Raw genomic sequence first — 17,496 nt, 5'->3', positions numbered from 1 at the left:
CAGGGAGGGGACGTTCCAGTCGCGGATCGCCCATCGACACATGTGTGCGGACATGCGGCGTGACGAGTCTGAGCGAGACGCCGCTAGTGCGCACTTTTCACATTGCCGCCCGGCGTCGCGTCTGACGCGGCATATCCAACGACGCCCCGCGTTGGCTCCGCGCCGGAGGGTGCTCTAATGCCCCTCATGGACTCCGTCGTACTCATGGGCGACCCGGCCGTCGCTCGTGTCCCAGTCGAAGAGTGCGACGAACCACTGGTCAACGCCGGCGATCTATTCGCAATGTCAGATCTCAAGAAGCAGGACGAACCACATCGCAGTCGGTTGCGCGCGGGAGTCATGGAGCGCCTCCGAGCAGCACAGACCCACCTGCCCGACGGGTTCCGACTCTGCTTGGTCGAAGGACTTCGCACATCGGACCTGCAAGCCTCCTACTTCAACAGTTACCGGGACCAGCTGATCGCTAACGAGCCCCACCTCTCTCAGCAAGAGAGCTATCTCAAAGCCAGCCGTTACGTCTCCCCGCCCGAGATTGCGCCCCATGTCAGCGGCGCGGCCATCGACCTCACCCTCTGCGACCCGGACGGCAACGAGCTTGACCTCGGGTCGCCGATCAATGCCTCACCCGAGGACTCCGACGGCGCCTGCTACTTCGATGCTCCGGTGAATGCCGAGGCTAGGCGGCACCGATCGATCCTGCGTGACGTACTCGTCGAAGTGGGAATGGTCAACTACCCCACTGAGTGGTGGCACTGGTCCTACGGCGACCGCTACTGGGCGCTGATGACCGGACGAGCCGCGGCGCTCTACGGGCCTACCACGACGCCCTGAGACCGGCCTCAACCGGCGGCAGCTCCTGCGGAGCGGGTCGACCGGCTGGGCGATGCCATTCGTCCGATCACGCCCTCATGAGCCCCGCGCGGGGATGAGCTCGCGTCGCGGGCGGCGGTGGACGGGGGTCGCATGTCACCGCATGTGGATCGGCTTGCGGCACGTCCGCCCTGCCTGCGGGCTGCCAATCGTTTGCGACCTGGACGGCGCGGACGGTGTACGGAACGTTTGCGCCGACGCGATTTCGAAGCTCCCTACGCGAGAATCACTCCAGATAGGTGAGCGTCCGCACCCGGTGCCACCCCTGCTGCGCAGCACGGGTCAGGTCCTCGCCGGTGACCACGACGCCGGTATGTATGGCCGCCATCGCGTAGCCGACGAAGCCACTCCCTCCCTCGTCGTCATCACCGTCAGCATTGAGGTTGACCCAAGCCGAGTCGAACATCGGGCGCAACTCGGGAGGTACGGACTCCTTCTCCTGCTCCTTGACATACTTGTACTCGTCAGCGTCGAAGACGACCACGCCGTCGCGAGCGCAACCGAACCGCTCATGGGCCTGGATGTCAGAGCGCGTGACCGCGGCAGCGCCTCCGAGCGCTGAGAGTGCGGCCAGCACTCGCGGGCTGGGATCGGCGTATCCAGTGAGTTCGAACGCGACAACACCACCCTCGACCTCGGCCAATGCGTACCCGGAGTAGTCCACGTCCTCCAGGTCCGGATACGGCGCGAGGTCGGCTTCGGCTTCCGCGCCGAGAAGTCGAAGCACGTCCGCACGTGTGCCACTCCGGACAAGCAGCACGGTCAGCGACTCGCCGTCGATTCCGGCGTCCTCGAACATCGCCTCGTAGCGAGAGGGGTCGCGATCCATGCAGGGAGGCTAGCGCCGCCATGCGAGGCGGCGTGGTGCAGCCACGCCGTGAGCCGTGCCAACGCACGCACATGCCGCGAGTCGGGCAGATGGGATGGCGCCCTGAGGAGTTGACGCCCGGTACGAAGCGGATGGAGTCAGGTACCGACGAACCACCCGAGCCGGCCATGCTCGTCATCCAGTATGTGGGAGAACCTGAACTCCTCATCGACGGTTGTCACGAGCGGGTTCAGGGCCCTGAGCGAACTTGGTCACCCGAGCCACTTCCCCCGAGTGGACATCCGCATGTGCCACGATCCGCGCGCCGGGCTGACCAGTCGCGGATCGCCATGCGGTCACGAGGATCTGCGGCGCGAGATTGAGGGCGTCGGGTGCAGACGGGTGCGGGCGGTGGTGCCTCTGCGGTGAAGTTGGGCCGTGCGGGGTACAGATCAGGGAAGCGCCGGCGGCGCCGTCCGGGGCGCGCCTGAGCACGGAGGAGGTCGCGCCATGTCTATGCGATCGACGCAAACCCCAGAGTCCCCAGTCCCGTCGGGTGGTCCGCCTCGCATGACAGCGAGGTCGATGGCGATCTGGGGGACGGTCGCGGTCGTCGGCGCCGTCTGCTGGGCCGTCCTGGCGCTTTCTCGCGGGGAGGAGGTCTCGGCGCTGTGGATCCTCTTCGCTGCCCTGGCCTCCTATGCCATCGCCTACCGCTTCTACGCCCGTTTCATCGCCTACCGGGTGCTCGGTGTCGACGACACTCGGGCCACACCGGCGGAGAGGTACGACAACGGCCGTGATTTCGACGTCACCCATCGTCACGTGTTGTTCGGGCACCACTTCGCCGCGATCGCCGGGGCGGGTCCCCTGGTCGGTCCGGTGCTTGCGGCCCAGATGGGCTATCTGCCCGGCACGATCTGGATCATCGTCGGCGTCATCCTGGCTGGTGCCGTCCAGGACATGGTCGTGCTGTTCTTCTCGATGCGCCGCGACGGCAAGAGCCTGGGTCAGATGGTACGCGAGGAGATCGGCGTGGTGGGCGGCATCGCCGCACTCATCGCGGTCTTCGCGATCATGATCATCATCCTGGCGGTGCTCGCGCTGGTGGTCGTCAACGCCTTGGCTGAGTCGCCCTGGGGCGTCTTCTCGATCGGCCTGACCATCCCCATCGCCCTGTTCATGGGCTACTACCTGCGAGTGCTGCGCCCCGGCCGAGTCTCGGAGGTCACCGCCATCGGGGTTGGGTTGTTGCTGCTCGCCATCATCGGCGGGGGTTACGTCGAGCAGATGGGTCTCGAGGAGGCCCTGACTCTCTCGAAGGAGCAGCTGACCCTCGGGCTGGTCCTCTACGGCTTCATCGCCTCGATCCTGCCGGTCTGGATGCTGCTCACCCCCCGTGACTACCTGTCCACGTTCATGAAGATCGGCGTGATCGTGCTGCTCGCCGTCGGCCTTGTGCTCGCGGCCCCGGTCCTGCAGCAGGAGGCGGTGACGGACTTCGCGCGCGAGGGAACTGGGCCAGTGTTCGCCGGCAAGCTCTTCCCGTTCGTGTTCATCACCATCGCATGCGGCGCGCTGTCAGGCTTCCACGCGCTGATCTCCTCCGGCACCACCCCCAAGATGGTGGCCAAGGAGAGCCAGGTCCGGATGATCGGCTACGGCGGCATGCTGATGGAGTCGTTCGTGGCTATCAGCGCACTCATCGCGGCCTCGGTGATCGACCCGGGCCTCTACTTCGCCATGAACAGCCCCGCCGGTGCCACCGGCGGCGACCCGACCACGGCCGCGGAGTTCATCGCCGGACTGGGATTCACGATCACGCCAGATCAGCTGACCGCGGCCGCCGCAGCGGTCGAGGAGCAGACGCTCATCTCCCGCACCGGCGGGGCTCCGACACTGGCGTTCGGCATGTCCCAGGTCTTCACCGAGGCATTCGGCGGCGGACTCGCCGCGTTCTGGTACCACTTCGCGATCATGTTCGAGGCGCTCTTCATCCTGACCGCGGTCGACGCCGGCACGCGGGTGGGCCGCTTCATGCTCCAGGACACCATCGGCAACGTCTGGCCCAAATACGCCGACCTCTCCTGGAAACCCGCCTCCTGGTCGGCCAGCGCCGTGGTGGTCGGCCTGTGGGGCTACATGCTCTACGTCGGGGTGACCGACCCCCTCGGCGGCATCAACCAGCTCTTCCCGCTCTTCGGCATCGCCAACCAACTGCTCGCCGCGATCGCCTTGACGCTGTGCGTGACCTTGCTGATCAAGCACGGCAAGGTGAAATGGGTGTGGGTGCCCGGCGTCGGCCTCGCCTGGGACCTCATCACCACCATGACCGCCAGCTACCAGAAGGTCTTCTCCGACAACCCCGCCATCGGCTACTTCACCCAGCGTGAGCGCTACTCCGACGCCCTGGACGCCGGGGAGGTGCTGGCGCCGGCGACCAGCACCGACCAGATGGAGCAGGTGGTGTTCAACTCCACCCTCAACGGCACCTTGCAGGCCTTGTTCGCGTTGCTCGTGATCGTGGTGGTGGCCAATGCGTTCCTCATCTGGGTCAAGGCCGTCCGCGCCGGTGGACTGCCCACCACCGAGGTGCCGTGGCACGAGTCGCACCTGGTCGCCCCGTCCGACTTCGTCGCGACACCTGCTGAGAAGGAGGCCGTCCGGGAGTGGGAGGCCGCCGGGCACGGCCCCGGATACGGAGGTCACTGATGAACGGCATCACGAGGATCGCGCGCACGCTGCACTGGTACGTCCGACAGTTCACGGGCGAGGCCAAGTGGGACGAGTACGTCGCGGAGTGCGCGACGACCGGTGAACGGCCCATGACCCGGCGCGAGTTCGAACACCGACGGGACCATCAGCGCGAGCACTCACCGCGCGCACAATGCTGCTGAGCGGTACCGCCGCGACGGCGCCCCCGCAAGGAGTGCGGGTGTTGTGACGGCGACGCCTGCGGCGGAGAGATGTTTCATGCTCCGGCCCAGTGGTGAGAGTCCCGGCGGGGGTCTGAGGACGCGTTACTCTGCCGACATGGAGCCCGTGCCCACGATGCCCACGGTCCGGGTCGCCGCAGTGCAGGCGATGCCGGTGGTGCTCGACCTGGAAGCCAGCCTCGACAAGGCGCTCGGCCTCCTCGCGGATGCGGCCGGGCAGGGCGCCCAGCTGGTCGTGTTCCCCGAGACGTTCCTCTCGCTCTACCCCTCGTACGCTTGGGCTCACCTGACGGGCGGCGACGGCAACGCGCTGTGGGAGCGGCTCTGGGTGAGCTCGGTCGAGGTCCCTGGCCCCGTCGTCGACCGGATCGCCGCCGCGTGCCGGGAGCACGATGTCCTCTGCGCCATAGGCGTCAACGAGCGCGAGCTCGAGCGCCCCGGGACCCTTTACAACACGCTGTTGTTGGTGGGTCCGGACGGCCTGCTCAACAAGCACCGCAAGCTCATGCCGACCCACCACGAGCGGCTCTTCCACGGCCTCGGCGCGGGCGACGACCTCCGTGTCACCGAGACACATCTGGGTCGGCTCGGTGGGCTGATCTGTTGGGAGAACCGGATGCCCCTGGCCCGGTGGGCCGTCTACCAGGGCGGCCCGCAGATCTGGCTCGCTCCAACAGCGGACGACTCCGACGGATGGCAGGCCACGATCAGGCACATCGCCATCGAGTCTGGCGCCTTCGTCGTCTCAGTGCCCCAGTTCATCCAGCGCGCTGCATTCGGCGACGACTTCCCCTGGCCGCTCCCGGACACCGACGTCCTCGGCCGGGGTGGCGCAGCCATCGTCGCCCCGGCGTCCGGCGAGGTCATCGCGGGGCCGTTGTACGACGCCGAGGGCATCGTCGTCGCCGACTGCGACCTCCGCCAAACGCTCTACGCCAAGCGCTGGTTCGACGCCGCGGGCCACTACAGCCGCGCCGACGTCCTGTGGCCGAAGTCGCCGCACTGACGCCAGCCGACCATCAACCAAACGTCGTGGACTGCACGGCCCGCTTGCTAGACAGACCTCCGGCCTTGATGCCTGCAAGAGGCGCTTTGGCGGCGGAATGACGCTTCTATTGCGACAGCCGCGGACAGTCGGCAGCCACGTGCTGGGCGGTGCCGGCGTCGGTCCGCGGCAGCGAATCGGGGAGCCGAGTGCATTACGGACGAGGTGAAGCGCGAAGGACATGGAGTTGTGTGTCCCCGCTCGTCTCCCAGACGAACGCGACGTGCCCGCACTCTCCGATTGCTGCGCGGAACAGTTCCGGGGGGTCGTCGGTCCGGGTCAGCCGGACCGGCCGAGTCCAAAGCTTCTGTCCTATGGGCTTGTAGCGGGCCCATACCTGGGCGACCCGCCCTTGCGCGCCCCATCCGACGACCGCGGCCCCTCGCCGGTTTACCTCGACCGCTACTGCGAGCCCCCACTTACGGGTCCTGGAGACGTCGCTAGCGAGGACGAACGGCTCGCGCCATCGGCCGTCAGGCGTGCTCCATCGCCCCATCAGATCAGCACCGTTCCACCCCGCTATGAGTGCTCGTCCTTTCCCGTCCATGCCGACCGCCTCCTCGAAGCCGACACTGCTCCACTGCCGCACCGGTGAACGCCAGTGACCGGCAGGCGACATCCGGGAGGCGAACAGTGGCCCGGAAGCCACGCCATCGAGGTCGAGGGGGCCATGGAGTGCCACCGCGGCCCCTCCGGCGCTGACCGTCATTGTGAAGATGTCGGTGCCGGGGCCGCTCAGTTCCTGCGCCTTCCCCCACTTGCCTGCTGGGCTGCGTCGGATGGCCCGTACGCCGTGCTCGCCGCCATACCTGCCGACCACCACGACCCGGCCTGCGTCGTCGATGCCGACTTCGAAGTTGGGGGATATGTCAGCAGAGGCTGGCACGCGCTGTGGCGCGGTCCATGTAGCGCCTGCGCCGTGGCGGTAAACGGCATTCAGGTTGCTTGAGGAGTCGAGCCACATCAGTACGGCGGCGCCTGACGCGTTCACCGCCAGGTGCGCTTCGTACAGCAACTCTTGCTGGGTCACCTCCGCAGAGGAGCTTGACCACTCCCCGCCAGGGACCCGATCGGGGAGTTGCAGGTCGACGACCTCGTTCGAGGACCCGCTGTTGTCCGACAGGCGCACGAACTCTTGGACCATCGTCGTCTGCACGTCCGACGCGTCGATGCCGATGTGAACACCGCCCATCGGTGAGTGCGGGTTCTGCTTTCCGTGCGCTGGGTCCTGAGGGTCGCCGAAAGCCGGGGGGTCATCAGCAGTGCGGACGACATCGTCGGCGGACGCAAAGGCGACGGTTGCCGTCCCCGCCCGGCTGACCACGACGTCCGGAGTCATCCACGGGAGATCATTGACGCTCGCGGAAGCCGTGCTCTGCTCGTGCATCGTCCACGAGCTCATCGGCCCCGATGGACACGGCACGGGGTCCTCACGTTTGAGTTCCAGCGCCGTCTCCCCCGAAGCGGTCTCCTCCGGCGCGGCGAGGTCCCCACCTCGCTTCGCCGGCTGACGCGAAGAGCCACCCGAATCACAACTCACGAGGAACACAAGAAGCATGCAGACCACGAGCCCAATCGAAGGGGCGGGCCGCGTAACCATCCTCGTTCCCCCTATCGCGTACCGAGGGCGTCATGAGTGCCGATTGGAAGCCACTCGAACTCGCGGGTCAGAGACTCATGCTCCGCCTGAGGCGGGTCGCTGTCTAGCAAACCCCGATGTAAGCCCGCGTTGTTCTCGTCTAGAGACGTCCCGTCATCGACTGAACGTTTGACTGGGCCACAAGCGGCGGAATGACCGCACCCTCAATCGGCGCGTCGGCCCTACTTTCGGCTCGTCCGAGAGAACGTTCGGGTGGGCTCGCCTGAGACGAACTAATCCGAGCCTCAAGGCCCGGTCGCCGGAGCGCACCGCCGCAAGGCCGCGCCAATGCAGGCATCAATATCACCTGGACCCGGTTTGCGCGCTGCGCCGAGGAGTGACAGCGCGCGAGGCGGTGCCGTCGCACGGCCTGTTCCGGCGCCCGTGACAGCACTACGCTGCCAGGGGTGAGGCTCAACGGTGGACTCGCGTTCGTGGCGGTCGCCGTCGTGCTCTCCGGCTGCGCCGGGAACAACGGTGATCGGGAACACGACGCGACCTCGTCAACCACCCCGTCGACCTCGCCCGACGAGCCTGGGACGAAGACGTCCGCATGCGAGGACAAGCGGGGCGACGGCGGCCCGATGGACCTTCTCTTGACCACCCTCGCCGTGGGCGAAGACGTGGTGGTGACCGCCGAGCTGGCGGAGGCCATTCCCCGCGACGACACCGTCGACGTCGGAGTCATGTTACTGAGCCAGGACTGGAACACGAGCCAGTACCTGGTCGGCAGGTGGGTCAACGGCCGTGCCCTTGGGCCTCGCAACCGAGGCAGGCTGACCAGCGGGCGCATCCCACCCGCGAGAGTGCTCGTCGAGGGGTCCACGGTCACCCTCACGTACCCGCCGTCGGTGCTCGACGGTCTCGGCGAGAACTGGACGTGGGGCGCCTGGACCGGCGCGGACAGCATTTTCCGCGACGCCAGCGGCAACAACGTCGACGCGTGCCCCGGTCCGTTAGGCGCCATGGAACGGCAACCGTTCTGACCCTTCAGCAGTCCCGGCAGCGAACGGCGCCGCCCCCCGACCGCTGACGCCACCGCCCTGAGGTCAACCGGCGGGCTGGGTGTCCAGGTGGCGGCGGATCTGTCACGGCGCCCCTGGTCGCCACTACGGGTTCAGCATCATCATGCCGTGCCCATCTGGCCCTCACCTCCGGCTTTGGCGATGAGGAGCCGGCGCCAGCGGAGGGTTCACTGCACGTAGGTGCACGGTGGACGTCGAGTCTGGCTCTGGACGGATCGCGGCAGACTCGGATGTCCCCGCCATGCGGCGGATAGACGCGGGTGAGTTCAGGCTGACAAAACGCGAGGTCTGGTCGGAACTACTCATCTTCAATGTCGACCAGAAGGCCTGTTCAGTCAGACTCCTCGATGCGCTGGGTCGCCCACCCATCTAGGCGCGTGATCTCGAGCGACGCGAGATCGACCGTTGCTGCGGTGTCTTCGGGCACCGGCGTCCAGCCGTCGGGGTCGATGCCACTGGAGATGACGTGCACGGCGTCCGGGGTGCGCCGGAAGTCCATCGCGAAGTAGTCGTCGGTGTGTCGATAGGGGATCTCCTCTGTGGAGGAGAAGAGGTTGCGTAGCCCATCTACGGGCGCCGATGCCTTGCTGTTGATGTGGACCCCGAACATGTGCGCGGGGGTCATCAGCAGCGCGTTCAGGCTCGCCTCGGGGAACTCGCTGGTGAGTACGCCGAGCGCCTGGCTTAGGCCTTTGGTGTCGTCGCCTTGCTCGGCGATGCATTGCTTGACGAATCGGAAGTACCGCTCGCTGTCGGTGTCGCCGCGGAGCGCGGCGCGAGCCTCCTGGGTAAGCAGGCCTTCCAGCCGGTCGATAGGCGCGATGTGCCCGTTGTGCCCGAATGCGTATCCGCCATCGACGAACGGGTGGGTGTTCAGCGGTGTCACTGGTAAGCCCGGTGTCGCCCACCGCAGATGCACGATGCCAGCCCGGCCGAGCCGCTGACGGGCAAGCTGCGTGTACGCCGCGTCGGCGATGGCCGATTCGGCCGAGGTCACGCTGCGGATGGTGTGGGAATCCGCGTCCAGCCAGGCCATGCCCCAGCCGTCGCCGTGCACGGCGGTGAGTGCGGTGAACGCGTCGAAATGCTCCTGCCCGAGCAACTCGAACACCGACGTCGGTCGGCGGGCGACAAAGCCGAGCAGTCGACACACGGTGGACCGGCCCCTTCGTGATGGCCTCCGAGCCGCCTCGCGGCCCAGGTCCAGGGTCCCGCGCACGGTGTGCGCAATCAACTCCGATAATCAGCGGATGGTCCGGCGCTCAGCCGGACACGAGCGCACTCGTATCCCGCGCCGACAGGCGGCGGATAGACGCATGTCCGTTGTCTGCGACGGGCGGCCGTCGGTGCCTCACTCGGTTGTCACGAAGTTCCACGGCGTAGCGACCCGCGTCGCACCGTGGGTCAAGAGGTGCAGTTGTCCTAGTAGCCGATACGTGCTCCACGCAGCCCGATACTGCACCTCATCGTCCTGCCAGCCGATGACGTGAATCTGGCGCCTGGCCCACTCGAGCGCCGACTGGAGGTCGTTCACCTTGCCAGCCAGTGCACCACCCTCCAGTGCTATCTCGATCGCATCAATGACTCCGCGGCCCACCGGATGTGATGAGACATCAATATGGAATTGACGCCCCCGCTGGCTCCACGACATGAGAACGTGACGCGCCCCCGATCGCTCGTCTCCATGCCAACGCATGGGATCGCGCGGAGTGACGTGGCTCCGCGGCGGAAACCGAAGTCCGCCGGCCTTCTCGAAGCGCCTCGACGCTGCGTATTCGGTGCAGATGCTCAGGTGCGCAGTTCGCTCGGCCTCTAGAAGATTGATCGCCGGTGAGAGGATCCGGGGGTCGCGCCACTCGCTCTGGAGTTGATCCGTCAAGTACGACCACGTGGCGTTGAAGCCGATCGGCTGCGCGAGTTGGATGCAGGACCCGAGCGCGTGCAAGCGGTAACCATCAGGAAGCGAAGCGTCGCGAACGCGTCGTGCTTCACGATCGAACCCCATCTATTGAGCGTAGGACACTCAAGCGACCGGAGGCCGCCTTGCACGTGAGCCATGCGGCTCGCGTATGTCCCGCTCGCGGCGCTAAGACGCAGTCGTCGCCGCAGATCCAGGCGTCGACCGTGCCATGCTCGGCTCGTGGAAGCCGATCCCCGAGACTCTGCTCGAACGGCCTTGGATGCGCTACGGCGGGACGGATCACCCGTGGTTCGGGCCGACGATATCGAGGCGATCGTGACGGTGGGGTGGCGACGATGGAACTCCTTCGAGCGGCGCAACGGCAAGCGGTCCTCCGGCATCGAAGTGCGCGTTGAAGATCTGGCGAAGGGACTCCGTGACAAATTTGAGCGACAGCCCAGTCTCACTGGCCCGCTCATCGAGGACTACCGCCACCTCGCCCGAACCCTCGCGACCGCGTTCGGGAATCCGCACTGATCTCGGAGTGAGCGAACGCCGCGCCGCGCGCCGACAAGCCGCGGAATATCGCACCGCTCGCATCGGGGTGAGTCCCTGGGAGTGGTGAAACTCTGGCCGCTGCGTTCGGCCGGATCGTGTCGGCCCCGACGTAGGCGGGCCACCGCGTGAGGATTTTGAGAACCGACCAAGAACTCACGAAAGGCTTTACCACGATGGCCCTGATCCAGTCGGCCCTGCGCGAGCTCGTCGAGGCCCTCAAGGGCGGTGACGGCGGAGACACAACTGGCATGAGCCCGTCACGAGTTCCCGCCGGCATTCCGCCCGAGCGCCGGTTCAGCGCCACGAGCCGCCGTATCTCAGCACTCACCTTGTCGAGATGCAGGGAACTCGCGAACGCGTCCTGCGCCCGTCGTGACTGAGCCAGTGCAGATTCGTGCATCGAGTCCTAGGACATCAGGTCGCAGATAGAGCTCGCGTGCCCGTTCATCGCCGTGATGGCCTGCAGTTCGTCGAGAGTCAGGTTCCCGCTGGCCAGCACCAAACCGGTTCCCTCCAACAGCGTCACCCACCGACCGGTGCCCCGAATGGCGTTGCCAGCCGCATCGAAGAAGCTGGGGCCAGCGATCGCGAAAATTCGAGAGGCGCCGGTGTCGTCGCGGGTCCACATGACGAACAACTGACCCGCGGCGAATCCGCGCGTCGGGTTCCCCGCTGCGTCGACGAACGTGAGGCTGTGGGTGTTCCCGCTGAGGGTTGCGGTCAGCGGGAAGGCGCAGATATCTGGGAAGGGGATCACGACCTCGAAGGGGCCGCTGCGGGTGATGATCGGCTCAGACGCCGATGAGGGTGAGGCGAGGCCCAGGACCGCCGCCAACGTCATGGCCAGAACACCTAGAGAACGACGCATTGGACTCTCCAGACGGCCGTCTGACACTCAACCTGCTGTTGAGTGTGCGGTGCCAGGCCAATAACCTTGGCGTCGGAGTTGCGCACATGCAACCCCACTTTTGAGTAATTGCTGAACTCCACTGCTGACCGGCCCCGGGCAGCCTTTATGGCGACGCGTACAGCGAACCCGGCGCGACCGTGCCGCACTGCCAGCGCAGCCCAGCGCACGCCGCGTCACTCTGGGCGCAATGCAGCGGGGTCTGGGACGCGTCCGCCGAACCTTCACGCAACTGGAACGCCTACCGGTTGAGACTCAGGTCGCTCGGCGCCGTGATACCCAGCCGTCCCGTACGCCCCGTCCGGAAAGCTTCCCGGTGAAGGGGCGACACGGGCTGGCGGGATGGGTTTCGTGGGGGTTGCTGCGCGACCTCCTCAACCAACAAACCGCGCTGCGCGACCCTCAACCAACAGGACCAGGCCCGCGAGCTCAGCCGAGAGCCGCCACGAGCGCGGCGTACGTCCCGTCCTCGTCCCCCTCGACGGACGCGACCACGACGGCCGAGGGCCGTGAGACGACGAGGGAGGCGAGCCGCTGCTCGTAGTCGGCGAGCAGGGCGTCCCCACCGGCCTCCTCGACCAGCCGGCGCACGTCCTCGTGCCAGGGGTCGTCACCGGTGCGTCGACGGAAGCGCTCCCCCACCGACCCGGCCGGGTCGCGCAGCACCACGTGGGAGAAGGCGGCGCCGGCGTCGAGCGCCACCGAGGCGAAGGAGTCCAGCCCGGTGGGGTTGGCGATGAGCTGCGGCAGCACCACGTCGCCCGAGGCGAGGTAGCCGCCGATGAGCCCTTGGGCAGCCGGCCGCACCGCCGCGCCCGTCGCGACGAACGACTCCCGCCAGCCTCCGACCCAGGTCCGGAGCAGGTCGATGTCGCACACCAGCGTGCCGGGGTGCTCGTTCGCCCAGCGGCGGGCCAGCGTCGACTTCCCGACACCCGGCGCACCGTTGAGCAGGATCAGCCGGGTCACCGTCCCAGCGCCCGGCGTACGGCCTCGAGAGCCTCATCGTCGGCCAGGCCGAGCGCGCGCACGGAGGCGACGTACGACGACGCGGCCGTCCGCACGGAGCGCTCCACACCGCGACCGGCGACGAACGTGCCCGCCCGTCCACGCGTCTCGACGACGCCGAGCGCCTCGAGCTCCTTGTAGGCCCGGGCGACGGTGTTGGCGGCGAGGTCCAGCGAGGACGCGAGGGCCCGCACCGGAGGCAACCGGAATCCGGGCTCCAGCGAGCCGGACTCGACCTGCGCCCTGATCCCCTCCCGCACCTGCTCGAAGGGCGGGACCCCGGAGGACGGGTCGACGGACAGGTTCATGCGGCGGGGTCCATCCGCTCGAGCCACACCCACTGGCAGCCCTCCCCCACCTCGCGGCGCACCTCGACCCACTCGTCCACGGGGTACTCGGGATAGAAGGCGTCACCCTCGGGCACCATGTCGACCTCGGTGAGCACCTGGTGCGTGGCGCTAGGCAGCGCGAGGGCGTAGATCTCGCCGCCACCGGCGACCATCACGTCGCCCGGCAGCCCGGACGCGAGCGCGAAGGCCTCCTCGAGCGAGTGCGCGACCAGCACGCCCTCGAACCCGGGGTCGAACGACTCGTCGCGGGTCACCACGACCGTCGCGCGACCCGGCAGCGGGCGACCGATGGAGTCCCACGTGCGCCGTCCCATGACGAGGGTGTGCCCGAGGGTCTCCCGCTTGAAGTGCGCGAAGTCGTGGGGCAGGTGCCACGGGATCTCACCCTCGTTGCCGATCACCCGGTTGCGGGCGTGGGCGGCGACGAGCACGACCCGCTGGTCGGGGCGCAGGGCGCTCATACAGCCCCCTCAGACCGCAATGGGCGCCTTGATGCCCGGGTGCGGGTCGTAGCCCTCGACCGTGATGTCCTCGAGGTCGAAGCCGTCGATCTCGGTGATGTCGGGGTTGAGCACCAGCCGCGGCAGCGCCCGCGGCTCCCGGGAGAGCTGGAGCCGGGCCTGCTCCACGTGGTTGAGGTAGAGGTGGGCGTCACCCATGGTGTGCACGAACTCCCCCACCTCCAGGCCGGTGACCTGGGCGACCATGTGGGTGAGCAACGCGTAGGACGCGATGTTGAACGGCACGCCCAGGAACGTGTCGGCCGAGCGCTGGTAGAGCTGGCAGCTGAGCCTGCCCGGGCCGGTCTCGGACGGCGCGACGTAGAACTGGAAGAGCGTGTGGCACGGCGGGAGTGCCATGTCGTCGACGTCGGCGACGTTCCACGCCGAGACGATGTGGCGACGCGAGTCGGGGTTGGTGCGGATGCGGTCGACCAGTCGCGCGACCTGGTCGACGTGCCGCCCGTCCGGGGTCGGCCACGAGCGCCACTGGTAGCCGTAGACCGGGCCGAGGTCGCCGTTGTCGTCGGCCCACTCGTCCCAGATCGTGATCCCGCGGTCCTGCAGCCACTTCACGTTGGTGTCGCCGCGCAGGAACCACAGGAGCTCACCGAAGACGGACCGCGTGTGCACCTTCTTGGTGGTCACCAGCGGGAAGCCCTCGGAGAGGTCGAAGCGCATCTGGTGTCCGAAGACGCTCAACGTGCCGGTGCCGGTGCGGTCGGTCTTCTCCACGCCTTCGTCGAGGATCCGCTGGAGGAGGTCGAGGTAGGCGCGCACGGGACGACTCTACGACCTCGGGACGCGCGCCTCGGCCACGACGCACGCGACGTCGAAGACGAGCTCCGAGTCGGGGTCGGCGCCGTCGCGCCACGGCTCGCCCAGCGCGTCGTACGCCGCTCGCAGGCGGTCCTGCACGTCCTCGGACTGGGCACGCCACAGGACACCGAAGTTGCCGACCGAGGTGAGCCCCGACCAGAGCGCGTCGGGGGCGATGCGCCACTGCCACGCGTTCGTGCCGGCCGTCGTCACGGCGAGCCCGGTCTGGCTGAGGATGCCGGCGAGCCCCTCGGCCGACCGCTCGAAGTCCCGCTCCGGTGGCAGCCGGGGAACAGGCGCGCGCACTGCCCCGACCTCGTCCAGGAGGCCGTTCCACATCAGCGCCTGAGGTGGCGGCGTACTGCCCCAGATGGTCGCCCGCAGCACGCCACCGGGCGCGGCGACGCGGGCCAGCTCACGTGCGCCGGCGCGCGGGTCGTCGACGTGGTTGAGCACGAAGCTGGCGATGACGACGTCGAAACCGTCGTCGGCGAAGGGGAGCTCGGGCAGCCCGGCCCCGATGACCTCCTCGCCGAGCAGCGACTCGGCGAGGGCGGCCATCTCCGGATCCGGCTCGACGCCGATCGCCTCGGCCCCCGCGTCGCGTGCCGCGCGCACGAGCGCGCCGGTGCCGCACCCGACGTCCAGCAGGCGGCCGCCGTGCGGGAGCCCGTCCAGCAGGCTCGGGATCGCGCCCGCACACAGTCCCGCGAAGCTCTGCGCATAGGCCTGCGCCACACCGGTCCACAACGCTTCCGCCACGACGCGCGACCCTAGGGCATCCGGACCGACAGGGATCACCGCAGCCTGATCGTGCCGTCCGCCTCGAAGATCGTGCGCGGCTGCCCGCAGGAGAAGTCAGCGGTGCACACCACGATGGCGCGACGGCCGGACTCCGACAGGCGCACACCGTCCAGCACACTCTCGCGACGCGAGGAGTCGAGCAGGTGGACCCAGCCGCCGCCGGGCACGGGGGCGCTCTGGACGACGACGTCGTACGGCCCGAGCGCCAGGAAGGGCGGCGGGTCCGCAGGATCGTCGAGTGTGGCGGGTGCGTCGTCCACCTCGTGCACGTCACCGTCCGAGTCCACCTGCACCACCTGGCCCGAGCTGAGCCGGGCCGCAGCACCGGAGCCCCAGGCCGCGAACTCCACGACCGCCGGCAGCTCGACGACCACCTCCTCGAGGTGCAGCTCGCCCTCGGCGTACCAGATCACCGGCAGCGGGTTCGCCTCCTCCCGGACCTCGTGGGGTGCTGGCCGGGCGGCCCACCACGCCCACCCGGCGGCGAGTGCCACCGCCACGGCCAGCCAGGCGAGTCCGCGGAACGCGGAGCGGCGTCGACGCGCGGAGCGCCTCTCCTCGGCCCTCGCCAGCCACACCTCCGGCGCGTCGCGGGGATCGAAGGGACGTACGCCGTGCGGCACCGCCTCGCCAGGGCGCGTGGGCAGCCCGGCGCGCTCGCGCACCTCGGCCCACAGGCTGACGTCGACCTGTTCGTCGCGGACCCGCCGCGACCACGAGCGGCGGCTCGCCAGCAGCGTCTCCGCCACCGCCAGCCGGGCGTCGTCAGCCGGCACCCCCTCGCCCTCGAGCCCGCCGACGAGGTCGCCCCAGCGGGCGTCGAGGTATCGACCGAAGTCCGAGTCGGTCGCCCTTCCCTCTGTCCGCCCCATCTCCCACCTCGCTCGACTGGTGCTTCGGAGCGGGCCGGCGGGCGGACGGGCCTAGGCGCTGAGCGACATCGGTCCGTAGACCTGCCGCTCGTGCTCGAAGAGCGTCACCGCGGCCACGCCCTGCTCGGCCAGCTCGGCCCAGATCTCGCCCACCCACGACTCGGCGTCGCCCTGCGTGCCGAAGCGCTGGTCGGCGTACTCCGCGACCGCCACCTGCACCCCCTCCGCGTCCTCGAGGCGCCACCACCACGGGCGCTCGGACGCCGACGGCGGACGGAACGTCGGGGGCTGTCCGGGAAGCACGTCAGGACTCCTTCACCGACGGGTCGACGAAGGGCGGCTTCACGAGCTGGAAGATCTCGCGTCGGCCTCGGATGTCGACCCCGACCTGCGCGTCCTCGGCGACCATCACCGGGATCAGCGCCAGGCCGATGCCCTTCTTGAGGGTCGGCGAGAACGTGCCGGACGTGATGTCGGCCAGCGGTACGTCGTGGGTGAGGGTCACGCCCATGCCCGGGCGCGGGATGCCGCGGTCGACCGCGACCAGGCCGCGCAGGCGACGCTTCGGACCCTCCTCCTTGACCTTCATCACCGCGTCGCGGCCCCAGAAGGCGTCCTTCTTCCAGCCCACGGCCCACGACAGGCCCGCCTCGACCGGGTTGGTGTCGAGGCTGATGTCCTGGCCGTGGAGCGGATAGCCCATCTCCGTGCGCAGCGTGTCGCGGGCGCCGAGGCCACAGGCCGTGATGCCGTGCTCCTCGCCGGCGGCCATCAGCTCGTCCCAGAGCTGGCCGGCGACGTCGTTGGCGACCACGAGCTCGTAGCCGCGCTCGCCCGTGTACCCCGTGCGGCAGACGACGACCCCGGTGTCGCCCGGCCCGAAGGCGGCCTCCACGAAGGACATGTACTCGTGCCCGGCGGGCAGGCCGACCTTCTGGAGCACCTCGTCGGAGCGGGTGCCCTGGACGGCGAGGACGGCGTAGTCCTCGTGGTGGCTGACGACCTTCACGCCCTCGGGAGCAGCGGCCTGCAGGCGCTCCACGACCTCGGCGGTGTTGGCCGCGTTGGGGATCAGCAGCACGTGCTCGTCGTCGTGCCAGTAGGCGATGAGGTCGTCGACGATGCCGCCCGACTCGTCGAGGCAGAGGGTGTACTGCGCCTTGCCGGGGCGGATCTTGGCCAGGTCGTTGGAGAGCGTCGCGTTGACGAAGTCGACGGCGCCGGGACCCGACACCATCACCTTGCCGAGGTGGCTGACGTCGAAGATGCCGACGGCCTCGCGTACGGCGGTGTGCTCCTTGACGACGCCGGTCGCGTACTCCAGCGGCATCGACCAGCCGCCGAACTCGGCGAACTTGGCACCGAGGGCCTCGTGACGGTCATGGAGGGGCGACTGCTTGAGCGTTGCGGCCATGCGGCGAACCTACCTCAGCCGGGGCCCCGGAACGCCTCGCC

20 protein-coding genes are annotated in these 17,496 nt (G+C 68.5%); 7 read left to right on the top strand and 13 right to left on the bottom strand.

Annotated elements, in window-relative coordinates; all coding sequences use genetic code 11:
* Positions 1–186: 186 nt before the first annotated feature.
* Positions 187–831 carry a M15 family metallopeptidase gene (locus J3P44_RS06620; protein ID WP_255889472.1) on the top strand — a complete coding sequence of 215 codons (645 nt, stop codon included), beginning with the start codon at positions 187–189 and terminating at the stop codon, positions 829–831.
* Between the two features lie 265 nt (positions 832–1,096).
* Here the strand turns inward: J3P44_RS06620 and J3P44_RS06615 are convergent, their stop codons facing one another.
* Positions 1,097–1,699, bottom strand: coding sequence for a DUF6461 domain-containing protein (locus tag J3P44_RS06615; RefSeq protein WP_255889471.1), 603 nt, complete (start codon positions 1,697–1,699; stop codon positions 1,097–1,099).
* A 549-nt stretch (positions 1,700–2,248) separates the two neighbouring features.
* On the opposite strand from J3P44_RS06615, the gene J3P44_RS06610 reads away from it, so the two are divergent.
* From J3P44_RS06610 to J3P44_RS06600, 3 genes are all read left to right on the top strand, one after another.
* Positions 2,249–4,390, top strand: coding sequence for a carbon starvation CstA family protein (locus tag J3P44_RS06610; RefSeq protein ID WP_255889470.1), 2,142 nt, complete (start codon positions 2,249–2,251; stop codon positions 4,388–4,390).
* Positions 4,390–4,575 (top strand): YbdD/YjiX family protein, encoded by a 186-nt coding sequence (locus tag J3P44_RS06605; RefSeq protein WP_255889469.1) that lies wholly within the window; start codon positions 4,390–4,392, stop codon positions 4,573–4,575. The genes J3P44_RS06610 and J3P44_RS06605 overlap by 1 nt, the downstream gene beginning before the upstream one ends.
* Before the next feature lie 136 nt (positions 4,576–4,711).
* Positions 4,712–5,620 (top strand): carbon-nitrogen hydrolase family protein, encoded by a 909-nt coding sequence (locus tag J3P44_RS06600; protein ID WP_255889468.1) that lies wholly within the window; start codon positions 4,712–4,714, stop codon positions 5,618–5,620.
* Between the two features lie 193 nt (positions 5,621–5,813).
* On the opposite strand, the gene J3P44_RS06595 is transcribed toward J3P44_RS06600, so the two are convergent.
* Positions 5,814–7,217, bottom strand: a complete 1,404-nt coding sequence (locus J3P44_RS06595; RefSeq protein ID WP_255889465.1) for a hypothetical protein — start codon at positions 7,215–7,217, stop codon at positions 5,814–5,816.
* Positions 7,218–7,705: 488 nt separating this feature from the next.
* Here J3P44_RS06595 and J3P44_RS06590 point away from each other — a divergent pair, with 488 nt between their 5' ends.
* A complete protein-coding gene (locus J3P44_RS06590) occupies positions 7,706–8,284 on the top strand; it encodes a hypothetical protein (RefSeq protein WP_255889464.1) in 579 nt (192 codons plus the stop codon).
* Between the two features lie 370 nt (positions 8,285–8,654).
* Here the strand turns inward: J3P44_RS06590 and J3P44_RS06585 are convergent, their stop codons facing one another.
* Positions 8,655–9,476, bottom strand: a complete 822-nt coding sequence (locus J3P44_RS06585) for a class II glutamine amidotransferase (RefSeq protein WP_255889463.1) — start codon at positions 9,474–9,476, stop codon at positions 8,655–8,657.
* Between the two features lie 198 nt (positions 9,477–9,674).
* Positions 9,675–10,328 carry a hypothetical protein gene (locus J3P44_RS06580; RefSeq protein WP_255889462.1) on the bottom strand — a complete coding sequence of 218 codons (654 nt, stop codon included), beginning with the start codon at positions 10,326–10,328 and terminating at the stop codon, positions 9,675–9,677.
* Between the two features lie 201 nt (positions 10,329–10,529).
* Here J3P44_RS06580 and J3P44_RS06575 point away from each other — a divergent pair, with 201 nt between their 5' ends.
* Both J3P44_RS06575 and J3P44_RS06570 read left to right on the top strand, forming a co-directional pair.
* Positions 10,530–10,760, top strand: coding sequence for a hypothetical protein (locus J3P44_RS06575; RefSeq protein WP_255889461.1), 231 nt, complete (start codon positions 10,530–10,532; stop codon positions 10,758–10,760).
* Between the two features lie 194 nt (positions 10,761–10,954).
* Positions 10,955–11,161 (top strand): hypothetical protein, encoded by a 207-nt coding sequence (locus J3P44_RS06570; RefSeq protein WP_255889460.1) that lies wholly within the window; start codon positions 10,955–10,957, stop codon positions 11,159–11,161.
* Between the two features lie 26 nt (positions 11,162–11,187).
* Here the strand turns inward: J3P44_RS06570 and J3P44_RS06565 are convergent, their stop codons facing one another.
* The 9 genes from J3P44_RS06565 to gcvT all read right to left on the bottom strand — a co-directional run bounded on the left by J3P44_RS06565 (position 11,188) and on the right by gcvT (position 17,455).
* On the bottom strand, positions 11,188–11,622 hold the full coding sequence (locus J3P44_RS06565) for a hypothetical protein (protein ID WP_255889459.1): 435 nt from the start codon (positions 11,620–11,622) through the stop codon (positions 11,188–11,190).
* 495 nt (positions 11,623–12,117) lie between these two features.
* Complete coding sequence (locus J3P44_RS06560) at positions 12,118–12,657, bottom strand: AAA family ATPase (protein WP_255889458.1); 540 nt, start codon at positions 12,655–12,657, stop codon at positions 12,118–12,120.
* Entirely contained in the window at positions 12,654–13,004 is a 351-nt protein-coding gene (locus J3P44_RS06555; protein WP_255889457.1) for a GntR family transcriptional regulator, read from the bottom strand. The genes J3P44_RS06560 and J3P44_RS06555 overlap by 4 nt, the downstream gene beginning before the upstream one ends.
* The gene (locus tag J3P44_RS06550; protein WP_255889455.1) at positions 13,001–13,507 is read right to left on the bottom strand and encodes a dihydrofolate reductase; all 507 of its coding nucleotides are present in this window, start codon (positions 13,505–13,507) and stop codon (positions 13,001–13,003) included. The genes J3P44_RS06555 and J3P44_RS06550 overlap by 4 nt, the downstream gene beginning before the upstream one ends.
* 9 nt (positions 13,508–13,516) lie before the next feature.
* Positions 13,517–14,326: a thymidylate synthase gene (locus tag J3P44_RS06545; protein WP_255889454.1), complete on the bottom strand. Its 810-nt coding sequence runs from the start codon at positions 14,324–14,326 to the stop codon at positions 13,517–13,519.
* A 9-nt stretch (positions 14,327–14,335) separates the two neighbouring features.
* A complete protein-coding gene (locus J3P44_RS06540) occupies positions 14,336–15,127 on the bottom strand; it encodes a class I SAM-dependent methyltransferase (RefSeq protein ID WP_255889453.1) in 792 nt (263 codons plus the stop codon).
* Between the two features lie 35 nt (positions 15,128–15,162).
* The gene (locus J3P44_RS06535; protein ID WP_255889452.1) at positions 15,163–16,041 is read right to left on the bottom strand and encodes a hypothetical protein; all 879 of its coding nucleotides are present in this window, start codon (positions 16,039–16,041) and stop codon (positions 15,163–15,165) included.
* A 51-nt stretch (positions 16,042–16,092) separates the two neighbouring features.
* A complete protein-coding gene (locus J3P44_RS06530) occupies positions 16,093–16,344 on the bottom strand; it encodes a hypothetical protein (protein WP_255889451.1) in 252 nt (83 codons plus the stop codon).
* A gap of 1 nt (position 16,345) precedes the next feature.
* Positions 16,346–17,455 (bottom strand): glycine cleavage system aminomethyltransferase GcvT, encoded by a 1,110-nt coding sequence (gene gcvT, locus J3P44_RS06525; protein WP_255889449.1) that lies wholly within the window; start codon positions 17,453–17,455, stop codon positions 16,346–16,348.
* Positions 17,456–17,496: the final 41 nt, after the last annotated feature.

This window comes from Nocardioides astragali (assembly GCF_024436375.1).
GTDB lineage: Bacteria > Actinomycetota > Actinomycetes > Propionibacteriales > Nocardioidaceae > Nocardioides > Nocardioides astragali.
This window is presented reverse-complemented; position numbering and strand designations above follow the sequence as displayed.